The 21,144-nt window shown below is 50.9% G+C and carries 26 protein-coding genes and 1 pseudogene; 25 read left to right on the plus strand and 2 right to left on the minus strand.

Annotated features, from left to right (window positions below):
- The first annotated feature begins 23 nt into the window (after nucleotides 1–23).
- The 15 genes from ACTQ34_RS10745 (at nucleotide 24) to ACTQ34_RS10815 (ending at nucleotide 11,560) form a co-directional block, all read left to right on the plus strand.
- A complete protein-coding gene (locus ACTQ34_RS10745) occupies nucleotides 24–935 on the plus strand; it encodes a hypothetical protein (RefSeq protein ID WP_441363808.1) in 912 nt (303 codons plus the stop codon).
- A complete protein-coding gene (locus ACTQ34_RS10750; protein WP_441363809.1) occupies nucleotides 936–1,325 on the plus strand; it encodes a capsid cement protein in 390 nt (129 codons plus the stop codon).
- A gap of 16 nt (nucleotides 1,326–1,341) precedes the next feature.
- Entirely contained in the window at nucleotides 1,342–2,367 is a 1,026-nt protein-coding gene (locus ACTQ34_RS10755) for a hypothetical protein (RefSeq protein ID WP_441363810.1), read from the plus strand.
- A gap of 13 nt (nucleotides 2,368–2,380) precedes the next feature.
- Nucleotides 2,381–2,833, plus strand: a complete 453-nt coding sequence (locus tag ACTQ34_RS10760; RefSeq protein WP_441363811.1) for a hypothetical protein — start codon at nucleotides 2,381–2,383, stop codon at nucleotides 2,831–2,833.
- On the plus strand, nucleotides 2,833–3,237 hold the full coding sequence (locus tag ACTQ34_RS10765; protein WP_441363812.1) for a hypothetical protein: 405 nt from the start codon (nucleotides 2,833–2,835) through the stop codon (nucleotides 3,235–3,237). The genes ACTQ34_RS10760 and ACTQ34_RS10765 overlap by 1 nt, the downstream gene beginning before the upstream one ends.
- Nucleotides 3,237–3,629: a hypothetical protein gene (locus ACTQ34_RS10770; RefSeq protein WP_441363813.1), complete on the plus strand. Its 393-nt coding sequence runs from the start codon at nucleotides 3,237–3,239 to the stop codon at nucleotides 3,627–3,629. Before ACTQ34_RS10765 ends, ACTQ34_RS10770 begins: the two co-directional genes overlap by 1 nt.
- A complete protein-coding gene (locus ACTQ34_RS10775; protein ID WP_441363814.1) occupies nucleotides 3,583–4,008 on the plus strand; it encodes a hypothetical protein in 426 nt (141 codons plus the stop codon). Before ACTQ34_RS10770 ends, ACTQ34_RS10775 begins: the two co-directional genes overlap by 47 nt.
- Nucleotides 4,009–4,012: 4 nt before the next feature.
- Nucleotides 4,013–4,879, plus strand: coding sequence for a hypothetical protein (locus ACTQ34_RS10780; protein ID WP_441363815.1), 867 nt, complete (start codon nucleotides 4,013–4,015; stop codon nucleotides 4,877–4,879).
- Between the two features lie 2 nt (nucleotides 4,880–4,881).
- Nucleotides 4,882–5,091: a hypothetical protein gene (locus tag ACTQ34_RS10785; protein ID WP_441363816.1), complete on the plus strand. Its 210-nt coding sequence runs from the start codon at nucleotides 4,882–4,884 to the stop codon at nucleotides 5,089–5,091.
- A 9-nt stretch (nucleotides 5,092–5,100) separates the two neighbouring features.
- Nucleotides 5,101–6,540 (plus strand): phage tail sheath subtilisin-like domain-containing protein, encoded by a 1,440-nt coding sequence (locus ACTQ34_RS10790; protein WP_441363817.1) that lies wholly within the window; start codon nucleotides 5,101–5,103, stop codon nucleotides 6,538–6,540.
- Between the two features lie 15 nt (nucleotides 6,541–6,555).
- Nucleotides 6,556–7,035, plus strand: a complete 480-nt coding sequence (locus ACTQ34_RS10795) for a phage tail tube protein (RefSeq protein ID WP_300186430.1) — start codon at nucleotides 6,556–6,558, stop codon at nucleotides 7,033–7,035.
- Nucleotides 7,036–7,046: 11 nt separating this feature from the next.
- On the plus strand, nucleotides 7,047–7,532 hold the full coding sequence (locus ACTQ34_RS10800; protein ID WP_441363818.1) for a phage tail assembly chaperone: 486 nt from the start codon (nucleotides 7,047–7,049) through the stop codon (nucleotides 7,530–7,532).
- Between the two features lie 86 nt (nucleotides 7,533–7,618).
- On the plus strand, nucleotides 7,619–7,744 hold the full coding sequence (locus tag ACTQ34_RS10805; protein WP_441363819.1) for a hypothetical protein: 126 nt from the start codon (nucleotides 7,619–7,621) through the stop codon (nucleotides 7,742–7,744).
- A 3-nt stretch (nucleotides 7,745–7,747) separates the two neighbouring features.
- Nucleotides 7,748–10,852 carry a tape measure protein gene (locus ACTQ34_RS10810; protein WP_441363820.1) on the plus strand — a complete coding sequence of 1,035 codons (3,105 nt, stop codon included), beginning with the start codon at nucleotides 7,748–7,750 and terminating at the stop codon, nucleotides 10,850–10,852.
- Entirely contained in the window at nucleotides 10,853–11,560 is a 708-nt protein-coding gene (locus ACTQ34_RS10815) for a LysM peptidoglycan-binding domain-containing protein (RefSeq protein WP_441363821.1), read from the plus strand. It abuts the gene before it with no gap.
- A 10-nt stretch (nucleotides 11,561–11,570) separates the two neighbouring features.
- On the opposite strand, the gene ACTQ34_RS10820 is transcribed toward ACTQ34_RS10815, so the two are convergent.
- Both ACTQ34_RS10820 and ACTQ34_RS10825 read right to left on the minus strand, forming a co-directional pair.
- Nucleotides 11,571–12,488 (minus strand): hypothetical protein, encoded by a 918-nt coding sequence (locus ACTQ34_RS10820; protein WP_441363822.1) that lies wholly within the window; start codon nucleotides 12,486–12,488, stop codon nucleotides 11,571–11,573.
- 6 nt (nucleotides 12,489–12,494) lie between these two features.
- Nucleotides 12,495–13,892, minus strand: coding sequence for a DUF4041 domain-containing protein (locus tag ACTQ34_RS10825; protein ID WP_441363823.1), 1,398 nt, complete (start codon nucleotides 13,890–13,892; stop codon nucleotides 12,495–12,497).
- A 417-nt stretch (nucleotides 13,893–14,309) separates the two neighbouring features.
- Here ACTQ34_RS10825 and ACTQ34_RS10830 point away from each other — a divergent pair, with 417 nt between their 5' ends.
- The 10 genes and pseudogenes from ACTQ34_RS10830 to ACTQ34_RS10875 form a co-directional block, all read left to right on the plus strand.
- Nucleotides 14,310–14,561, plus strand: coding sequence for a hypothetical protein (locus ACTQ34_RS10830; RefSeq protein ID WP_441363824.1), 252 nt, complete (start codon nucleotides 14,310–14,312; stop codon nucleotides 14,559–14,561).
- On the plus strand, nucleotides 14,558–15,307 hold the full coding sequence (locus tag ACTQ34_RS10835) for a BRO-N domain-containing protein (protein ID WP_441363825.1): 750 nt from the start codon (nucleotides 14,558–14,560) through the stop codon (nucleotides 15,305–15,307). Before ACTQ34_RS10830 ends, ACTQ34_RS10835 begins: the two co-directional genes overlap by 4 nt.
- 73 nt (nucleotides 15,308–15,380) lie before the next feature.
- The gene (locus ACTQ34_RS10840; RefSeq protein WP_441363826.1) at nucleotides 15,381–16,379 is read left to right on the plus strand and encodes an XkdQ/YqbQ family protein; all 999 of its coding nucleotides are present in this window, start codon (nucleotides 15,381–15,383) and stop codon (nucleotides 16,377–16,379) included.
- 10 nt (nucleotides 16,380–16,389) lie between these two features.
- Complete coding sequence (locus ACTQ34_RS10845) at nucleotides 16,390–16,638, plus strand: hypothetical protein (protein ID WP_441363827.1); 249 nt, start codon at nucleotides 16,390–16,392, stop codon at nucleotides 16,636–16,638.
- The gene (locus ACTQ34_RS10850) at nucleotides 16,639–17,109 is read left to right on the plus strand and encodes a DUF2634 domain-containing protein (RefSeq protein ID WP_302665711.1); all 471 of its coding nucleotides are present in this window, start codon (nucleotides 16,639–16,641) and stop codon (nucleotides 17,107–17,109) included.
- Nucleotides 17,110–18,237, plus strand: coding sequence for a baseplate J/gp47 family protein (locus ACTQ34_RS10855; protein ID WP_441363828.1), 1,128 nt, complete (start codon nucleotides 17,110–17,112; stop codon nucleotides 18,235–18,237).
- On the plus strand, nucleotides 18,234–18,809 hold the full coding sequence (locus ACTQ34_RS10860; RefSeq protein WP_441363829.1) for a putative phage tail protein: 576 nt from the start codon (nucleotides 18,234–18,236) through the stop codon (nucleotides 18,807–18,809). Before ACTQ34_RS10855 ends, ACTQ34_RS10860 begins: the two co-directional genes overlap by 4 nt.
- Complete coding sequence (locus ACTQ34_RS10865) at nucleotides 18,806–20,152, plus strand: hypothetical protein (RefSeq protein ID WP_441363830.1); 1,347 nt, start codon at nucleotides 18,806–18,808, stop codon at nucleotides 20,150–20,152. The genes ACTQ34_RS10860 and ACTQ34_RS10865 overlap by 4 nt, the downstream gene beginning before the upstream one ends.
- Complete coding sequence (locus ACTQ34_RS10870; RefSeq protein WP_441363831.1) at nucleotides 20,153–20,881, plus strand: DUF4376 domain-containing protein; 729 nt, start codon at nucleotides 20,153–20,155, stop codon at nucleotides 20,879–20,881. It abuts the gene before it with no gap.
- Nucleotides 20,878–21,144 (plus strand): annotated as a pseudogene (locus tag ACTQ34_RS10875) (putative ABC transporter permease); the annotation flags it as partial. The gene ACTQ34_RS10870 and the pseudogene ACTQ34_RS10875, both read left to right, overlap by 4 nt.

A 21,144-nucleotide genomic window follows, 5' to 3' on the forward strand; every position in this document is an offset into this window, starting at 1 on the left:
TCTATATTGCGAAAGGAGAAACCATGAACAAGCTCAAAAACATGAAGCTGACCAGCGTTGATTTTGTGCCTAAGGGCGCAAATCAGCACGCGGACATCGAATTGTTCAAGTCCGCACCTGCATCCCCTGCACGCGAAGGATTTTTTAAGTCCCTGGTGGACTGGCTGACCAAGGGCGCGCCGGGTACATTCGAGCAAACCCTGAGCACGGAAGATATGCGCGGGAAGCTGTGGCAGTACAGCCATGCGCTGGATGATTCGTTTGAATCCATCCTCGAAAGTGACATGAGCGCCGATGAGAAAAAGAAAATGCTGCGAGAAAGTCTCGAGCAGTTCCGTTTGGCTGTTGACGGAATGATCGAGGCTGTCAATAAGGAAAGCCCGGCTGCGGAGCTGACCGCAGAGCCGGAAGTCGATAAGGCGAGGTGTGACAAAATGAATATCGACAAGAGCAAACTGACCCCGGAGGAGCAGGCGACGTTTGATGTGTTGCTGGCCAAGAGTTGCGGCGATTCCCAGCCGCAGGACGACATCTACAAGGGACTGCATCCGGCGGTCAAAGCAGAGCTGGAGCATCTGCGCAAGGCCGTAAATGCGCAGGAGGATCGTGAACTTGCGGCTGTGGCCAAGAAGTATGAGGTGATCGGCAAGAAGCCTGAAGAGCTGATTCCGGTACTCAAGAGCCTCAAGGGCACATCTGCCTATGATGAGATGATCAGTGTAATGGATGCAGCGGTCGATGCGGTTGAAAAGTCCGCGCTGTTCACGGAGATCGGCAAGACAGGCCACGGCACGGGTGACGCCATGAAGCAGGCCAATGAAAAGGCTGCTGAGATCATGAAGGCGGATCCCAATCTGTCCCACGCACAAGCGCTGGACAGGGTATTTCAGCAGAACCCTGAGCTGGCGGCTCAGGTTGAGAAGGAGGGCTTCTAAATGAATTTTGGCGATTCCGTAAATACCAGCCCCTATTTCCAGGGCGAAGCAGGCGCGGCGATTGAGGATCCGCGCGGCAAGGCGGTAAAGTTTTCGTCCGGCCAGTTTGTACTGGGTACTTCGAATGATGCGGTAGTTGGTATTGTGCCGATCACCAGCGACCAGAATTTGCAGCAGGGCGACCCGCTTGACGTGGTATGGAAGGACATGGTCCTTGCGCTTGCGGGCGGTGAGATTGCAGCAGGTGATGTGCTTGCATGCGATTCCAATGGCGCAATGGTCAAGGCATCTGCTGCCGGCGGCACGATTGGCGTTGCGATGGAGGCCGCAGCCTCCGGACAGTATTTCCGCATGATCGTCGAGCGCGGCACCTTCACCGCTGCCGGCTAAAAGGAGTGTGACAGAAATGAATAAAATTAACGCGAAAACGCTGGAAGCTGAGATTCGGAAGGGTTCGTTCCAGCCTAACATGGTTCTCTCCAATATGGGCCTTGCCTATTTTCAGGATGACAAGAACTTTGCTGCGCGCAGTATGTTCCCGATCTGCCCCGTGCAGCTTTCGACTTCCTACTATTATAAATTCGGCAAGGGCGACCTGATGCGCGATAATGTAAAGCCCAAGCCGCAGTATGGCAAGGTCGCCCCGGCAATTTTTTCGAACGATACCGATTCGTATCGCTGCATCGTGGATCAGGTGATCATCGGTATTGATGAGATCGATTCACTGAATTACCAGCGGCAGCGCGCGCCGTGGTTTGCAGATCCTCGTCGTGCAAAAGTTCGGTTTGTCGCCGAGCAGATGAAAATTCACATGGAACACCAGTTCGCCAAGAAGTTTTTCCAGTCTGGTGTGTGGTCGGAGGAATGGACGGGACAGGACAGTTCGGCATCCGGCAAGCAGTTCATCAAGTTTACGTCGGATAACAGCGATCCGGTTGCACTCATCGACCAGCTTTGCGATCAGGTCGAGAGAAGTACCGGACGCCGCCCGAATCGACTTGGCTTGGGCGCGGATACGTTTACGGCGCTCAAGAACCACCCAGCCATTCTGGAGCGCGTCAAGTATTCCGGCGGCACGGCCAATCCGGCAACGGTCAATGAACGGGTGCTGGAAACCGTATTCGGTATTGAGCGTGTGCGCCGCCTGTCTGCGGTTTACAATGCTGCAGGATACGGTCAGGAGGACAGCATCGAGTACATTTGCGATGAAAATGCAGCGCTGCTGTGCTATGCGACCGATACTCCGGCCATTGATGAACCGAGCGCAGGCTATACGTTCACTTGGGATATGCTGAATAACGGTCAGTTTATGCCGATTGTGCAGTATCCGGGTGAGGGCGGTACGCATACCGAGTTCATTGAGGGATTGATGGCGACGGATATGCAAAAGACGGCGGATGATCTTGCCGTATTCCTCAAGGACTGCACATAAGGAGGTAGGCGATATGAGGTATATCGCACGAAAGCCTTGCTCTTTTGGCGGCAAAAAGTATCTGATCGGCGAAGATGTGCCGGCTGATGTTGTTCTGGACGGAAAGAGACAGGTTGCGCTCGGAACACTGGCGGCCGTACAGGATGATAAGACATCTGCAATCCTGATTTCGCTGGGCGAGGAACAGGTTTCTCTCACCCCGGAGGAATTGCAGCGTATTTTTGATATTCTGCAAGCCAAAAGCGAAGATGCGGTTGCATTGCTGCAGGAAGAGACCCGTGAGAATGTTTGCGGGGTAATCGCCGTATGTGACAGCCGACGCGCAGTGAAGACCGCAGCTAATCGAAGCAAGGGCGAGAAGGAAAGCACAGACGACTCTTCGAACGAAGGCGAAAGCGAGAAGGACAACTCCGATGCCAATGTAACTGTGGGCGAAGGCGAAAAAGAGGAGGCAGGTGAGGCGTAATGCCGGCAACCTACACCTATGACCCGTCCATGATTACGGTCGAAGGGAAAGATCGGATGCGCTTTGAGCTCGGCGATACGGTGGTGCAGGGCGGCAATCTGACCGCGGCACTGTGCGACGAGGAGTATGAGGTAACAATCGCCCAATATCGGGACAACTGGCCGCTGGCCAAATTCCGGTGCCTTGAAGCGATTCTGATGCGCTTGGCGTATCAGGTCGACAGTACAATCGATGGCTTGTCCTACAGCCTGTCCGACCGATATCCGCGGTGGAAAGCACTGCATGATGAGCTGAAAGCAGAGTTGGCGGCACAGAATGCGGCAGGGGCGCTCAAGGTGAATAAGGGTGCTCTGAAGCCGCATGTATTCCGTAATTTCATGTTTGAAAATCGGAGGCGGTTCTAATGTTTCTGGTTCCGGGACAAGGGTTTCAGACGTTTACCCGTTTGACGCGCGAAACCACAACAACACCCGCCGGTAGGCCGTGGGGCAATGGTTTGACCGAACACGGGCAGATCATGGGAATGCTGACAAAGGCAACGCCGAAAGAGGTTGACCAATGGAAACAGGACGGGCATCCGGTTACGCATAAGATTGTTCAATGGCTTACGGACAATCGAGCAAATCCACAGGATGTGCTGACGCTGCCGGATGGAGACACAACGCGGACGTTTCTGATTCAAGGTTTGCGCAATCCGGGGGAACTCAATCACTGTATCGTCTATTACTGCGAGGAAAGGCGGGATTTGAATGGGCTTTATCATCCAGTCGACGGAGAAGTTGACCCGCGGAATTGAACTGCAGATGATAAGCCGCGCCTACCGAGCGGCAGAAGCGCTCAAAAAAGCAGAACTGCAAACCTTGAGAGGACAAGGCAGCGGAAGACGGTATCGCGTCCCGGGAACGAAAGTATTCTACAACGCTTCTGCCCCGGGACAGCCACCCGCCGTGAGAACAGGCGCATACCGTATCTCGTTCTTGACCCGTGCACGAAACGAGGGAAACGGCGTGTTTCGTTCCAGCATTGAGAGCGGATTGTCTGTGAATGGATGGAATCTCGGCAATCTGCTGGAAGATGGTACGCGCCAGATGGCGCCGCGACCGCATGATGAGCACATCATCGAAAAGGCGGCGCCGGAAATCATACGAATTTACAGCCAGCCATTTACGAGGTGATGGGATGATTGAACAATCCATTTATGAGCATTTGCAGTCGGCATCAGAGCTCAATATCTTGACGCAGTATGGCGGGAAAACGGCAGTATTCAATCAGAACGCGCCCGCTGATACGGACCCGATGTGGGCGGCAAAGCCGCAGTATCCGCGCATTGTATTTGCGGCGGACTGGGAACACAGCGCGGACCGCGCTCTTGGCGGAACGCTTTCTGTGGACGTTTTCTGTCAGGAGCAAGGGATCCCACCGGAGAACATGGAACCAATCGTGCGGAATCTATTGCATGGTTGGTTCTTTTCGTCCGGCGTAGAAACAGTTGCAGCGCAATGGGTCAATTCCAACTACTTCACCGAGCCGAAGAACAAAATAGCAGGCGTGACATTGACGTTTGCATTGCTGGGTTTTCCGAAAATGACGATCTCGCCGGATGTGATTGCACGGATAAACGTCTGGACTGCGGAACAGTTCCCGCAGCTTTCGGTAATCAATCAGACGGAATTGCTGCCGGCGTGGAAGCCGGAAACGGGTGCCGCAGTATATTGGAGGATTTCTGCTACCGCACCGGCCGGATGGATACCGGATACCTACCAAACCATCTGGCGCACGGCATCGTTAAGAGGGCATGTGTTTGCACCGGATATCGCTTCGGTGACGCAAACAGCACAGGAAATCATTGGCGGATTGTATGCCGCCAAACGTCTGAAAAAAGAGCACGAGGCGCCCGTCATGGTGAATACGAATAATTCCATCGACCCTACTGCGGATGCATTGAGAACGGGGCAAATGATGGTGGACGCCACATTTGGCGTGATCGTTCACCGCGTTGCGAATCAGCCGCTCAACCACATTTACACAGATAAGATCGAGGTGTGAATATGACAAGAAAAACCGAAGCGGCAGCAGAACAGGCTGCTGCTCCTGCAAAAAAAGAAGCAGTCTACACTGCAGAGGAGCTTGTCGCCGGTCATAAGGCGTTTGGCGCAAGCCCAGAAATCGTCAAGGTGGCATTGATGACCGCAGGCCTTGACAAGGCGACCAAGGCACAGACTGCCAAGGTCGTAGAAGAATTCCGACACAGAAAGTGAGGTTTAAATATGTCGATTTCGTATACCGCAGGCGAAACAAAAGTGCGCCCGGGCGTGTATCAGCGCTATTCCAAGACCGGAAATGACCCAGTGCCGGGTGCGGTGGACGGCATTTGCGCATTGCCGATGCAGTCCAACTGGGGGCCGGTCGGTAAGGTTGTCAAAGTGACATCGGTCAATGCGCTGCATGAGATCTTCGGCAACGAAGCATACAGTGCAACCAATACGGTCATGGCTGCGGAAATGATGTTCAACGGCGGCGTCAATACGGTTTACCTGTATCGTATGGGAACCGGCGGAACGGCGGCATCCATTCAGCTCAATAAGGCAACCGAAACGCCGTCGGTCAAGATCGAGGCGATTTATCCCGGTACTTATGCGCTGGCAGTTTCTCTTGTGCCGTCTGTATCTGATGAAAATACCAAAATCTTGAGTGTCTACCATGGAACGACGCTGCTGGAATCGTTCTCGTTCGATGGGGACGGCACGAATGACGGTAAGAATCTGGTGGCGGCTGTTACGGCGCAGGGCAGTGATTACATCACGGCCAGTCTGGTGGATGATGGCACAGGGGCATTGGACACTGTGCAGGTCGCGGCCGGTGCATTGGCTTCCGGCGCTGATCCGAGCGTGGACAACGATTCGTATTCGGCGGCATTTGCCGCGCTGGAACCGTTCTATTACAACTGCATCGCACTGGATGTGGACGATGACAGCAGCGTATCTAAGTCACTTCTGCTGGCAACCTATCTGCAAAACGCATACCCGAACGGGAAAATGGCAATCGGAGTCGTGGGCGAGAAAACAAGTGTCGAGCTTGCGACCAGAATGCAGCATGCAAAGGCGTTCAATTCGGACATGGTTGTTTATCTGGGGAATGGCTATAAGACCCCTGCGGCGATCTATGAAGGCGCACTGGCGATTTGCTACACGGCGGGCGTGATCGCGTCCACACCTGCGAATGCAAGCATCGTTCATTCTGTGATTTCCGGTGCGACCGAGCCGACCGAAACCTTGACCAACGCGCAGTATTCGGATGCAATCACCAGCGGTATGTTGCTGCTCAGCATGTCCAAGAGCGGGCAGGTATGGTATGACAGCGGTATCAATACGCTTGTGACACCTAATGCAGATCAAGACGAAGGCTGGAAGAAAATCCGCCGCGTCAAAACACGCTTCGAGCTGTTCTATCGTATCGATCTGGCGCTGGAACCCAAGGTCGGTAAGATCAACTGTGATGCAGATGGCATTGGCGATGTGATCCAGACGGCGCAGCGCGTCATTGATACTATGGCCAATGAAGGAAAGCTGCTGCCGGGCGGCACATTCACGACCGACCCGAACCTGCCGTATGGCGGGGATAGCGCATGGTTCCTGATTGATGTGGACGATGCGGATAGTCTGGAAAAGATTTATCTGCATTACCGCTTCCGTTACTCGCCGAACTGAGGAGGGAAATAAGGCATGGCTAAAAATAACACACTCAACACGACAGAGCTCATGACCGGCAAGGACGGAAAGTTGTTTGTGGAAGCCGGAGACGTGAATGTGTTTCTGGCAGAAATCAACACTTATACCGTCAATATGAACGTCAACACGACAGAGCGGCAGCCGGTTGGCTCTATCCTTGTGCATCGCATTCCGACGGGCGTTACCTTTGACCTCACATTCACTGAGATGGTTATTCGTGACGATTTGCTTCTGGCGCCGCTGCTGGAGTCCATTGCGAAAGGCGCAATCCCGACATACAATTTCCAGGGCCTTGCGGAAAAACCGGATGGGCAGCAGGAACGCATTGCGTTCAATAATGCAGTTCCGAACGGCACGTTTGGCATTCAGAACCTCACCCCGGGCGAGGTTGTGGAACGTGAGATGAACTTCTCGCTCAACCAGATCCCGCAGCTGATTCAGCAGATTGCAGCCACCTATGAATACGCAGGTTAAGGAGAATGGATATGATGGAAAAGGAAATGCGTCAGCAGGAAGAATATGATCTGGTAAAAGGCCTGTTGGAGGCTGCGGATTATCGCACGTCGAGCAGCGCGGTCAGCGAAGAGGAGATTCGCCGGAACGGCAAACTGCTGTTCCGCGTTCGTATTCATCCGCTCGGAAACGATGATTTTCAGACGGCACGCAAAAAGGCTACCACCTATATGCCGAATCCGGTAAACAAGAAGCTGCCGCAAATTGAAAAGTTGTTCAATGACGCGCTCTATAATTCGTGGGTGATTTATCTCGCAACGGTCGAGGAAGATCAGTCCAAGGTATGGGGCAATAAGGACATCCGCGAGAAGTTCAGCCTTGCACTTCCGGTGGAATCCATTGATGTACTGCTGACTGCTGGCGAGAAGGGGGCACTCATCAACCGGATCGGAGAGATTTCCGATGTGGATGAAGAAGACGAGGACGAACTTTCCGACGAGGATACGGCAAAAAAGTAATACAGGAAACAGATCTGGGGTATAAGCTCCATGTCTGTTTCCAGAATCAAGGTATTATGCCGGGCGTTGCGATAGGGCTTCGGTCTATGGCCGAGCCTTCTCTGCCCGGCGAATTGGCTTTTATCATGGCATCCACCACAATCGCACTGGATGAAGGAGATACACCGGTCAAGATAAGGGATTTTATTACCAAAAAGAAGAAAGGCGGTTGACAGATGGACAGGCATATTATTGATGTTACCGCTCGTTTTGATGACCAGTTGTCCGCTGGTGCGAAGAAAGCGGATGATGCACTGGAAAAACTGGAGGATCAGGCCAAGAAAACGGAAGCCGCCGTTAAAAAGAGCGGCAAGACGAAGTTTGATCCTAAGGTCAGCACATCCAAGGTGGATAAGCTGATGCAAAAGCTGAACCGGTTTGCGAGCAAAGCGAAGTCCGGTGTTATGGTGACAGTAAAGGCGCTGGATAAGGCGACTGCCACGCTAAATAAGGTCAGTTCTGTTGGTGCAAAGATTTCCGGAAAAACCTTTACGGCGACGGTTAAGATCTCTGACTATGCCACCAGACCAATCCGCGGAATATTGAGCGCCTTAACCAGTGTGCAAGCGCTGATTGCCGGTGTGGCAACTGGTGCCGCTGTGAATTACGGTGCCATAAAACCAATACAGCAATTCGACCAATACAAACAGGCGCAGCTTGCCTTTTCAAAACAGCTTGGAAGCGATGCAGCCGCTCAGAAATTCATGAATCAAATTGACGCGTTCAATCTGCAAACACCGTTTAATTCTTCGCAGATTATTGGATCTGCAAAACAGATGCTGAATATGGGCTGGGATGTAGGCGATGTTTTGCCCGATCTCGGAACAATTGGCGACTGGGCGGCAGCGACCGGCACATATGAGGAAGGTATCAATAGTGTTATTCGTGCGCTTGGTCAAATGCAGCTCAAGGGGCGCGTTTATGCCGAAGAGTTGCAGCAAATGAATGAAGCTGGCGTTGCGGCGCAGAAGTACATTGCGGACTATCTGGGTGTAAGTGAAGGTCAGATGCTAAAAATGGTAGAGGCTGGACAAATTGGAGTGGATCAGGCCTTGACCGGCATCATGGCTGGTATGAAAGAATTTGACGGCATTGCAAATGAGTTTGCAAATGAGACTGTTGGTGGTATGCTGGGACAGATCGGCGATGCGCTTTCATCCAGTGTTGTGCGTGACTGGGGTGAGGGGCTTTCCGAAGGGCTGCGGCCGGGTCTTGAATATTTTCAGGATTTATTGGGAGAAAATCAGACTGAACTTGATCAATTCGGGAATGCCCTAAAAGATTTTGGAAAAGATGTTGCAACCGGATTTTCGAATTCGGTTATTGGGATTTCCGAAAAACTGCGAGGAATTATTACTGATATTGATTTCCAAAATGCTACAATAGGCGGAAAAATCAATATATTGTGGGACGAAATGATTGCACAGCCCTTCTCTGAATGGTGGGACGAAAGCGGTAAGCAAATGGTCGTTGACGCGGGAAAGAATTTTGCCGGATGGCTTGGCGATGGTATCATCGATGGCATCGGGCAGTTTGCTGAAAAACATCCGCTCATCACGACGCTGCTTGGCGCATTGGGCATCTCGAAGGGTGTGCAGACTGTGAAAGGACTGTTCAACCTCGGCGGCGGCGCAGGCAGCGGTGCTTCTGCTGTCGGTACAATGACAGTGACAGCTGGCGTTGTGAATGTAAATGGTGCAACTGGCGGCATACCAGGGGCTGGTGTTGGCGGGACGCCGCAGATTCCAGCAGGAGCTGGAGGAACAGGCGGGCTTGCAGCGTTTGGAGGCAAGCTCCTAACAGGAGCAAGCGCTCTGGCAACAGGAGCAAGTCTTCTAAGTGCTGGGATGGATATTTATAAAGGATGGAATACAGACGGAAAACAACGCGAAGATGCGTATTGGAAAGGCGGAACGAAGGTAGCGATGACCGCCGGTGGTGCGGCCATAGGCGCGCTACTCGGAACACTAATACCGATACCCGGGCTTGGTACTCTGGCGGGAGCAAAAGTCGGAGCACTGTTAGGAAGCGGGGCGGCTTTGCTCACAGGAGACTCTGCCGGTCAGTATCTTTCAGATCAGTTCGATGCAAGCCGCGCAAAAAACTCAGCGGATAAGGCTGCGGAATTGATGGGACTGTCACGCCAAGGTGGCAATTTAGAGTACTTGTCAAATGCGGCAGGACGAGCGACAGACGCCCTGGCGTATACCGCTCCATCTATTGCGAAATTAGCAGGTAATAATGTGTCATCTGCTTTCCGTGATGGCCTAACCGGGAGTATGATCACAGCGATGCGGGAAGCGGCGTCGGACCCGTCCGTTTCCCAGTCTTTGACTTCGATGCTTAACAGGCTCAAGCCAACCACAGCACAGATCGAGAGCATAGCCGAGGGTTTCGCTGCAGCCGGGAAGGCCATTCCGCAAAGCATTACCGATTATCTGGCCAATGTGGATTTTTATACGGCTTTAGCTGGTGGAACGAATGAGTTTCAAAAGTATCTGGATGGTTTTGCTCTGACAACTGATATTCTGGCAGAGATTGACCCAACTGTAAAAGTTAATCCGATTGATCCGAGTGCGCAAATAAGGGCTGCGCTTTCTGGAAAGACCACGACCGCGCATGTAGGAACAACTGTTATTCCTGATTTTCTGTACGAAAATAATGAACTTGATACAACACAGCTTGGAGATGGAAAAAATGTTATTTCAGTTCCATCTGTTTTGGTCAAGCCAAGTTATATGTACAGTACATCCGGTTTTAACAGTGCGCTTTTGACGCCAAATAACTTAACCGTTTCACCCAATGTCACGGTATCTGCAAAATATACAGTTGACGCTGTTTCTAATGTTTTTAAAACAACACTTGGTGCAGAAGCTGCTGGCGGTATGGTCAGCAGATATGGACTGTATTCCTTGGCAGAAGAGGGGACGCCTGAAATGGTCATTCCTCTCGGCTCTCATCGCAGAGATCGTGGTGTCGACCTTTGGGAGCGCGCAGGACATATGCTTGGGATTCCGGGTTTCTTCAATGGAGGTATTGCGGGTGACGAGGATAAGGCTGTCGGTGCGTCACGATATGCTTTGCCGGAAATGGATGCAACCGGAGATGTGGACAACAGTGTGACCATGACTTTTGGCGACATTGTATTGCAAATCAACGGATCAAACGGCGATATCATTGAGGAGCTACGCGCACGTGCTGCAGAAGCTGCGGATGTGATTGCTGGTGAGTTCGTGAAGGTCGCACGGGCGCGAGCACAGAACTCTCCGAGGAGGGCGTAAATGGATACCGATATTTATATTGCAGAAAAGACGGGAAATCGTTCTATGCGTATCCCATGGATACCGGAATCCATCACATTCGATTCAAACGGGACAAGATTTGCCAAATACGAAATCTTGAAAGCAGGCGAAGTTTATGTACCGTCCGGTGTCAATATACACAGCTATTCATGGAAAAGCATTCTGCCGGGGGAGGGTAGAAAAGACAATCCTTTACAGCGCGGAACTTGGCAGGATCCGTTGTGGTATCAGCAGATATGGAGCTCGTGGAGAAATAACGGCACGCCTTTGCATCTGCTGGTAACCGGCACGCCAATCAATCACGATGTATATCTGGAAGATTACGCTGTCGATTATGAGGGTGCGTTTGGCGACTATGATTATACGATCAAATTTGTTGACGCTCGCACACTGTCAATCGATCAGCAAGCATCGACGCAGTCATCTGGCAACGTGCAGGCAGCGCAGGACTCCAAAGGAACAATTACGCGGTCGGAGACGGATTCTTCTCAAAAAACGTATACCATAAAAGCTGGTGATACGCTATGGGCGATAGCAGAGCGGTTTCTCGGCAGCGGTGCGCAGTGGAGCGTGTTGTATGAACTGAATAAGACCGCCATAGAGCAGGCGGCGAAACAGGCGGGAAACTTCTCGAGCCAAGACGGTAGGATCATTATTTCTGGTACGACACTGACCATCAGGAAATAAAAAACCGCCCTCAGCGGGGCGGTTCGGAGTATTCCTTGATTCGATTGTGTGCCGTTTGCAAAGCGATGTTTCCAGCGGCGATATAATCCTTGGCCTGAGTAAAGTCGGGGAGGAAGCACCACCGCCCGAACATCGTCCAATTGGCGGCGGCTGGCACCCAAGCCTGCGGTAGATCAGCAGGTGATCCACTGAATGGAAGACCGTCCACACCATATTTCTGGTGCAGATATGCTTTTAGTTCGCGTTCAAACGCTTCTGGCTGGGTGCGCAGGTATCGTGTGTTGCGGAAGCCGAATTTTCCATGATACATAATAAGTTCGTGCGCGGATAACGGTTGGTTTATGCTGGTGCGTGCCATAACACATAGGTTGAAATCGCCTTTGTGAGTGACATAATCATTCAGAACGTGGTGTATGGTCTCGCGATCACCGTGACGATACGCAGCAATCAATAGTGCATTTGAAGAATAGTACCAGAGCGATGGATGGTCAAGAATATTGCGTAGGCGAAAGATTAAAGGGACCGCTGCTGAATAGTCTCCCAGATAGAGATGACGTTCCAAACCATAATAGAGAAGAAACGCATACCCGATCTCAACAGGACGGAATGGATCTTCCAAGTATCGAAGATAATTCCAGCGCTGACCGGGCGATAGCTTGCTCCAGCGTGGGTATCCCGGTATAGGCGGCACGTCTTGCTCCTGATAAACAGGCAACGAAGAAAATATGGCGCTTGGCTCGCGCGTATTATCGTGGAATTCCCAGATCATACGACTGCCGTCGTCCAAATCAAATATTGCATGTGCCACTTCGTGTGTATGCCCGCCAAGATTGGGAGGGTCAGCCGGATAGTCCGGGTCATCCCAGTTCTTGTTCGGACCATCTCCATACCAGAGCAGAGGGGCAATATCCGGATGAGGATGGAACATTTCAAATCACCCTTCTTTAGAAGACGCATTCATTTGTTGAAGTATCAGTAAGGATTCTCTATATTGCTGGGCGGGAGGTGTTATCGTGAAATCAACGGTTTTATCGTAGTTATCCTTAACAACGCGTTCAATATCCTGTAACGATACATTGAAAAATTCTCTGCGCGTATTTACCATATTAAGCTTTTTGTTCTCGAAAGCGCGATGCAACGCAGCTTCAAGCTTTGGTGCATCTTCTGAAAATATCATTGCGTGAACATCAAAATTAAATGGAACAGACGCATCACCTAATTCATCGACGCGCTCCATCGGATCAAGTCGGCGGGTCATTCCTATTTTATAGATATTTTCTCCGAAAGAACCGATGTTGGATATGATATAAACATATCCAGCCTTCTGATTGGCTTCTCGGTAGTCAACATCTTTTAAAGATTGTTCTAATTTGGAAAGATGCTCCTCAATTTCGAGTTTTTTCCGCTGAAGCGCATCTTGTTCAGAAATATCGGAACTTTCGATTTTTTTCTGGATAGAGCAAAGTGCATTTTGATAATGTTTTTGCTCTTTCTTAATAGTACGGCGCGCTTCTTCAATTTCTTTTTGCAGTTTAGCCTGTTCTCGCAGTTCTTCACGGATTCGTTTCTGCTCTTCTTTTTCTTCCTGCTTTTTGATCTGGTACTCAAGAGCAAGTCGGAGTTCATCAATTTTAAGCAAATAATATGCAGGTTCGATGGAGACGTTCATGGTGCGCCCCAACTTGGAAATCGCATCTTTAGAAGCAGTGATTCTCTTTTGCGCAGTTTCAAATGTGTTGAATTTTACCTTGGAAATGGCTTCATCACATTCGCTATTAAAGGCACGCAGTAATAATTTCTGCATATCTTTAACCATTTTCTTGCCATCAGATTTGCTGCCATTAACAGTCCAGTTAGTAGCTCCTGTTGCAGCTGTGCCATCCTTTATCATTTTCTTTTGAGAATCGCGTATTTCTGAAAGACGCTGTTTATATCGTTCGGAATGAGCAAATGCATAGGTAGGCTCATACAAACCGAAACTTTGAAGCGTGAAATCTTCATCGCATCGAATAATGCGCTTTTCAAGCTCTTGCAATTCTTTTGCTTTTTCAGTAACGCGATTTTGCAATTCGGCCTCTTCTTGTTTAAGACGGTTAGATGCCTTATCTATACTTTGCTGTAAATTAGCAAGAACCGTGTTGGCTGTTTCGATGGCAGCTTGGATAGATTCAAGTTCCTTATGTTCTGGAGTGAGTAAGCTTTCCAATTCAGCTACTTTGGCGCTGATTTCATGGTTTTCTTGTGTAAGAATCCTGTTTTTAGCTTCCAATTGCTCAATTGTCGCTTTTAAATCTTTGTTCTCAGAAGACTTGAAAAAATCCCCTAATCCCATGCTATCTCCCCCTTATCTTTCTACGCAGATTATACAGCACTGGGGTGAAAATTGCAAAATTTTCCTTGACTTTTGGAAGACATAAGTTATAATATTTATGGAAGACAAAAGAAAGGAGGAAACGAGATGTCTCCAAGAACCGGTAGACCGACGGATAATCCCAAACCATATAAGATAACCGTTAGGCTGGATGCGGAATCTCAGGAAACGCTTGAGCGATACTGTAAGCAGGAGCATATAGAGCGTGGCGAAGCTGTTAGAAGAGGGATAAAAAAGTTGGATACTGACAAAAAATAAAGGTTTCGGCGACCCGGAAAAGTCTATACCGAAACCTCTATAACCCACCAACAAGTGGAGGTATAAATATTATAGCACTGTACCTTGCTGTTGGTCAATTACATCATCAGGAGGTAAATCATGAAATACCCGAAACTCATTGAAAACCACTATCTGGATGCACTGAAACAAACAGAAAAAAACGATGATTTGTATAGCTTGTACAAAAGCGAATTGAGCACGCCGCGCTCGGATATCCAGAAGCTGATGGATGGTGGCGATATTTATGCCATGGAGGATGCGATTTCACATTGGCAGGCAAAAGCAGAGGGAATGGGTTTTCTTATCGGCTACCGTTACGCAATGCAGCTTGCCCAAGAGGTGTTCGCATGAACAAGCTAACTTTAGTCAAGGCAGAGCATTTCGGGGAGATCGAAGCCGATATCTATTCTAACGGAAAAGAAATGTTTATGACAATCGGCCAGTTAGCGGCGTGTCTTGGGTATGCAGGACGTGATGCGATTGAAAAGATTGTTAAGCGTAATCCATATCTCACAGAGGAACAATTTTCAGTTACCGACAGATTGTCGGCTACTGATGGAAAACAATACGAAACCCTCATTTTCACCGAGGATGGTATTTACGAAGTGACAATGCTTTCCAAGCAGCCAAAGGCGCGCGAGTTCCGTGCATGGATTCGTGGCATTCTCAAGGCATTACGACGCGGTGAGGTAAAGATTGTCAGCATGACGGACTATCAGCGCATGATGGCAGAAACTCGGATGCAGAATGTTCGCATCCGAAAGGCACAGATTTTAGAGCGGCTTGCCGAGGAATATCAGGGAACATACCGACAGGTGTTGCAAGCGCATGCGACGAAAGAACTGACGGGAGAGTTTCTTCTGCCGTTGCCCGAAATCAAGGAGCGCACCTATTCCGCGACCGAGATTGGAGAAATGCTTGGTATCAGTTCTAATAAGGTTGGCATCCTGACGAACCGACATAATCTCAAAACGGATGAATACGGTGCATGGTACAATGACAAGGCAAAAGGCATCGCAAAAGAAGTGCCGACTTTCCGATACTATGAAAAAGTCGTTCCTGTGCTGCGCTCTATTTTGAATGGAGAAACAGCATAAGCAATCCGAATACGGGAACCACCTTACAAAGTAGGGTGGTTTTCTTATACCCATTTTCGAAAGGTGGTGGAATATGGCGAGCAGAGATAATCCTGAATACAGCGCAGTGATTGTGACAAAGTCGGGTGCGCGGTACAACATTACCAGCATCATGACTGGTGTGGAGACGGCAGAGGAAGAAGGACAAGTCGCGCAGCGCGTGACGGTGTCCTTTTTTAATGCCCCGAACGGGTCTGCATATCTCAATGAAGCAATCGACGTTATGGATCGGATGTACCTGTATGCCAATGATGGCAACAGTCCGAAAGAGGTGTTTCGCGGCTTCATTTGGGAAATTGAATATTCCAGCGATCTGGAAAAGATCCTTTCGGCAACCTGTTATGATAATCTGATTTTCTTTCAAGAATCTGAGGAAAGCAAATTCTTTGCGAAAGGGCAAAGCACATCACAGGTTACGTCGTCGCTCTGCGCGGATTGGGGTGTAAAACAAAATTACACCTATGACAGCATTACACACGACAAGCTGACGCTGCAGGGAACGCTTTCGGATATTTTTCTGAATGACTTGTTGGGAGAAGTCAAAAGGCAAAAAGGCATCCGGTTCGTCATGCGGTCGCGTGAGGATATTATCGATATTGCGCCGGTTGGCCAGAACGATACGGTGTATACGCTGCATCAAAATGAACGGGTCATATCGACAAACAGTCGCGTTTCAATGTCGGGAGTTATAACAAAAATCAAGATCATGGGCGCCGCAGATGACAGTGGAACAAGCAATACTGCTGCGGTCGTGACCGGAAAGACCAATGAATACGGCACTTTGCAGAAAATACGGCAAAAGGATTCTGACAAAAGTCTGGATGCGGCAAAGAAAGAGGCGAATACCGAAATTTCTGAAAACGGTGCGCCAAAAAAGAAATTCGAGGTGGAAGCTGTGGACATCCCTTGGATTCGAAAAGGGGACAAGGTGAAGGTAGTGGCAGGAGACATGAATTCCGATTTTATTGTGCTTGGCGTCCAGAGAAAAATCAAAAGCGACAGCAAGAAGATGACGCTTACTTGCGAGTATTGAGGTGATACAGATGAACAATATCGAACTTCTTTTCGATATTCTGGACAATCGCTCGAAAGGCGTTGCAAAAGCAAATAGGAGTCCGCCCAGTTCACTATTCGGGCAAGTAGATGGAGCAATGAACCTCACGCTGGACGGCATCTCTGGACAGGTGCCGCAGGGTCAGTACATTGCATCCATTTCTCTTATGCCTGGGGATCACGTTCTCGTTTTGCATACCGAGGGCGAATACGTCGTCATAAGCAAGGTGGGTGGTTAAATGCCTAATTTGTTTCCGGTTGGATATGAAAATGAATTGTCAACGGCTGCTGACCTACTGATGCCTCAGCCGATTGGCTATAAGCCGTCGGCGGACTTCGACTTTGAGCAGGGAGACTTCATCAGAAACGGAGCACAGCAGATTGAAAGCAATTCCGGCGTAGATGCGTGGGAGGCATGGTGCAAAACCTGTCTCTTGACGGACCGGTACAATCACGCGGCCTACACTACGGACTTCGGCATTGAATTCGATACGGTTTTCAAATGCAGCACTCGGGAAGAAGCTGAATCAATGTTGACGCGGCAAATAACGGAAGCACTGACCGCGGACCCTTATGGAAGGACTTCGTATGTGCAGGATATTTCCTATGAATGGACCGCGCCGGATGCTGTTCTGGCAGACGTCACAATCGTCGGCATTGATGATGTGACCATCAACATCCGCGTTCCACTTCCGGGAGGTGACTACTAAATGGAATTGCCTGAGTTTCTACAAAACAAATCAACCGATGAAATCCATACGCAAATGCTGGATTCCATGCCGAGTGATATCGACAAAAGTCAGGGTCAGCATCCATATAACTATACACGGCCTACCGCCATGATTGCTTCGGAGCTTTGCCAGCAGACGCTGCCGGAGATCATCAAACTGATTTTTCCCATGTATGCTTATGGGGAATGGCTGGATTATCATGCACAAATGCGCGGAATATCGCGCCGCCCGGCGACAGCGTCTTCTGGAACATTGCAGCTTACCGTGACGAAAAATACCAATATCCCGGAAGGCTCTCAATTCTCAACTGCATCCGTGGACGGACAGCCGTCTGTTGTATTTGAAACTACGCAGGGTAAGTTCAATCTTCCTGAAGGGACAACAGAGGTACCAGTGAAATGCACGCAGACAGGAACTGCCGGAAACGTGATTGCCGGAACGGTGATTTTCAAACTATCGCAGCTATCTGGTGTAACAGCTGTTACAAACCCAGAGGCAATCACAGGAGGCACGGAGGAGGAAGATGACGACAGCCTTAGGGCTCGTATCGTTTCACTTGATCAGAGCCAAAGCGTGTCGTATGTCGGTTCTGTGGCTGATTACAAGCGATGGTCGTTGGAAGTTCCCGGTGTCGGCGGCGTGACGGTGATTCCTGCGCAGGATGATAGCGGACTGGTGACATTGGTCATCACGGATAGCAATGGGGATCCCGCCAATGAGGAAATATGCCAAAACGTCTATGACTACATCATGTCACCCGCAGACCCAGAATTGCGGTTGACTGCCCCGAATGTGAAGCTGAGTGTGATCCCGCCAACGATTACCGAGCTTTCCATCTCGGCCACTGTGGAAGTGGGTACAGGGTCAAGTTTAGACGCAATCAAGACTGCGTTCATCGAAGCGGTGCAAGCATATCTGGACACCGCTCGTTCAGATGGGGAAGTGCGCTATACGCAGATTGGAAAGATCCTTGCCGGAATACCAGGTGTGTATGACTATGACGCGCTTACCTTGAACAGTGGCACGACAAATATCAGCATCACCAATACACAGCTTCCTCAGGTGACGAGTGATAGTGTGCTGCTCACACAGGGGGTGGTGACTTGAGGTACCGCACAGAGCTGATGGATGAGATTTTGAAAAGTCAGACTGCACAGCGGATCATTGACTTTGTCGCTCCGATCTATGGGAACGGGTATGTTGCGCTGTGGATGTTCCAAGCGATTGGCAAGCCGCTGGATGCGATTGCAAGTTTTGTCGATTCTCTCAGAGATCAGACCATACCGCAAACGGCAACATGGTCATTGCCCATCTGGGAGCAGGAGTATGGTGTCACGCCAGATCCAGCTTGGACGGATGCGCAGCGACAGGCAAATCTGGTTTCAAAGATGAAGTATATTCCGCCGGTGAATCCGGCGAAATTGGCTGAATATGCGTCCTCAGCGGCTGGTGTACCATGCGAAGTTATTGAGAACGTGGCAAAGAACACATTTGCCGTGGTGTTGCGTGCCAACTCGGATACGATAGACCGAGCGAAACAAGCGATCGACGAAGCAAAACCCGCACATCTGATTTATATCATTTATGTGGCGCTGCAGCGGGATACGTTGGCAAATACTTATCTCGCGTTAGCAGGAACAGAAAGAAAAGCATATCCGACAGTTGAGGTGAATCTATGAGCTGGACAAATGCGGTAGTTACAGAGGTTGGTTTGGCATTGCAAGCAAAATTAGTAGATGGGCAGACGCTTGGCTTTTTGCGCGTTGCAGCTGGTACAGGGACGGTGGATCCGTCTGTTTTAGCAAACCAAACCGCACTTGCGAATGAAAAGCAGACACTGACGTTTCAGCCACCGAATGTTTTGGACGGCGCAAAAATCAAAGTGCCAGTCATGCTGAATAATATTGGCTTAGAAACCGGATATATGATGCAGCAACTGGGGTTCTTTGCAGATGATCCGGATAATGGCGAAATTCTGTATGCAATCGTGCAGGACGAGGTTGGCGACGCAGTGCCAAGTCAAACGGAAAGCCCGGGATTTGTTATTGAATGGGCGTTCGTGTTCCAGTTCGGCAACGCGAGCGAAGTCACGGTGACGCTCGACCCGGTGGGGCTGGTGAGCATCGGGATGGTGGGCCAGCCGGGCGGCGTCGCGGGCCTGGGTGAAAACGGTGCGGTGCCGATTGGGCAGGGCGGTACTGGTGCAACAACCGTGCAAGATGCGATCGATGCGCTTGGAGCACTGCTGGCCGTCGCGGCGGCTGCGGCATACGACCCGGAGGGCAGCTACGTCGTGGGCGACTACTGCACGCACGGCGGCAAGCTGCATAAGTGCAGCACGCCCATCGAGAGCGGCGAGCCGTGGAACGCGACACACTGGACGGAGACAACCGTCGCAGCGGAGCTGGCGAATAGGGTATCGCGCGCAGGAGAACTGGTGCCACTTGGAACCAATATTCTGACCCTTGCCCCGGGGAGATATTGTGTGGATGGCGTTTCTGATGAAGATACGGCAAATTCGATGAACCTGCCGGTCACAACATGGCATTACGAAATTGATGTGATTGCTGCTGAAAACAAGACAGGACTGATTGGCAATTATAAGGTGATCAGTGTATATCCAAGTTCAACTGTGGTGCTTCCTTATATCAACATTATGAATTATGAAGGGGAATGGACTGGGTGGACACGGATTCCCACCGCCACACCACCACAGGAGCGCAACCTTACCCTACAATCTGGGTTCACGGCAAACGGCGACTGCACCTTTTTCGTGACGCAGGAGAGTGCGGTCTTTCTCGCGGGCGGCGTGTCCGGCACGCTACCAGCAAATCAAGATACGCAGATCGGCACGCTGCCAGCAGATGTCAGTCCGGCTGCTCAGCGCCGTCGCCCCGCGGTGACAAATGCCGGAGTCGCGTACATTGATATTCACACGGACGGTACAGTTTGGGCACACCCGTTTGCGGTTGCGTCGCAGTGCTGGTTCGATACGTCGTTTGTGGCGGGAGGAGGTTCATAAATGCAAAACGCAACACTGAAAGACTGCTGTGTTGTTGATGCAGGCGGTTTGTATCGCGCCTTTGTCACCGTGCAGACCGAACAGGGCGCGGATGGAGAAACCAAAGAGGCGGTGCTCGGCTACAAGCTGGCCGAGGGCGACCGCCTGATAGACGCCGCGCCGCCTGACAAGCGCCTGCACGCGGGCAGCATAGGTTTTGTCCGTGCCCGCTGGGACGAGGAAGCGGAAACATGGGTCGAAAGCGCGACCGCCGAAGAGCAGGCTGCATGGGAGGCCGAGCACCCTGATCCGGTATCGCTGGAGGAAAAGCGCGCAGCAAAGCACGCAGAAATATCTGCGGCGAGCGAAGCCGCCATCTATGCGGGCATGGACGTGGAGACCACGCAGGGCACAGAGCATTTCTCGCTGACCGAGAAAGACCAGATCAACCTGACCACGGCGAAAAACGCGGTAGACAAGGGTGCGGCGGCTTATCCGTACCACGCGGACGGCAAGATGTGCCGGATTTTTACGGCGGCGGAAATCAATGCGATTTCGCAGGCCAGTATTGCGCATATCATTTACCACACGACCTACTGCAACCACCTGTTTGACTGGATTCGGCGCGCAGATGCTGTGGAGCTGGCGGGCATCACCTACGGTGCAGAGCTGCCGGGCGATCTCGCGGCGCACATGCAGGAGATTCTGACGCAGGCGGGCGCGGTAGCGGAAACGGGGGCTGTCATGTGAAAAAACTGCTGTTACATATCGTGCTTGCCGTGATCGGCGGCGTGGTGTACATGGGCATTGAAACCCTCTGGCGCGGGTACACCCATTGGAGCATGGGCGTGCTGGGCGGGGTGTGCTTCGTGCTCATCGGCCTGCTGGACGAATGGCAAGACCACCCGCCGCTGTGGCTGCAAATGCTGGAGGGCGCAATGATCGTGACTGTGCTGGAGCTGCTGGTGGGGCTGGTGGTCAACCGCTGGCTCGGCTGGAATGTGTGGGACTAT

Source organism: Agathobaculum sp. LCP25S3_E8 (genome assembly GCF_052117165.1).
Classification (GTDB): Bacteria; Bacillota; Clostridia; order Oscillospirales; family Butyricicoccaceae; genus Agathobaculum.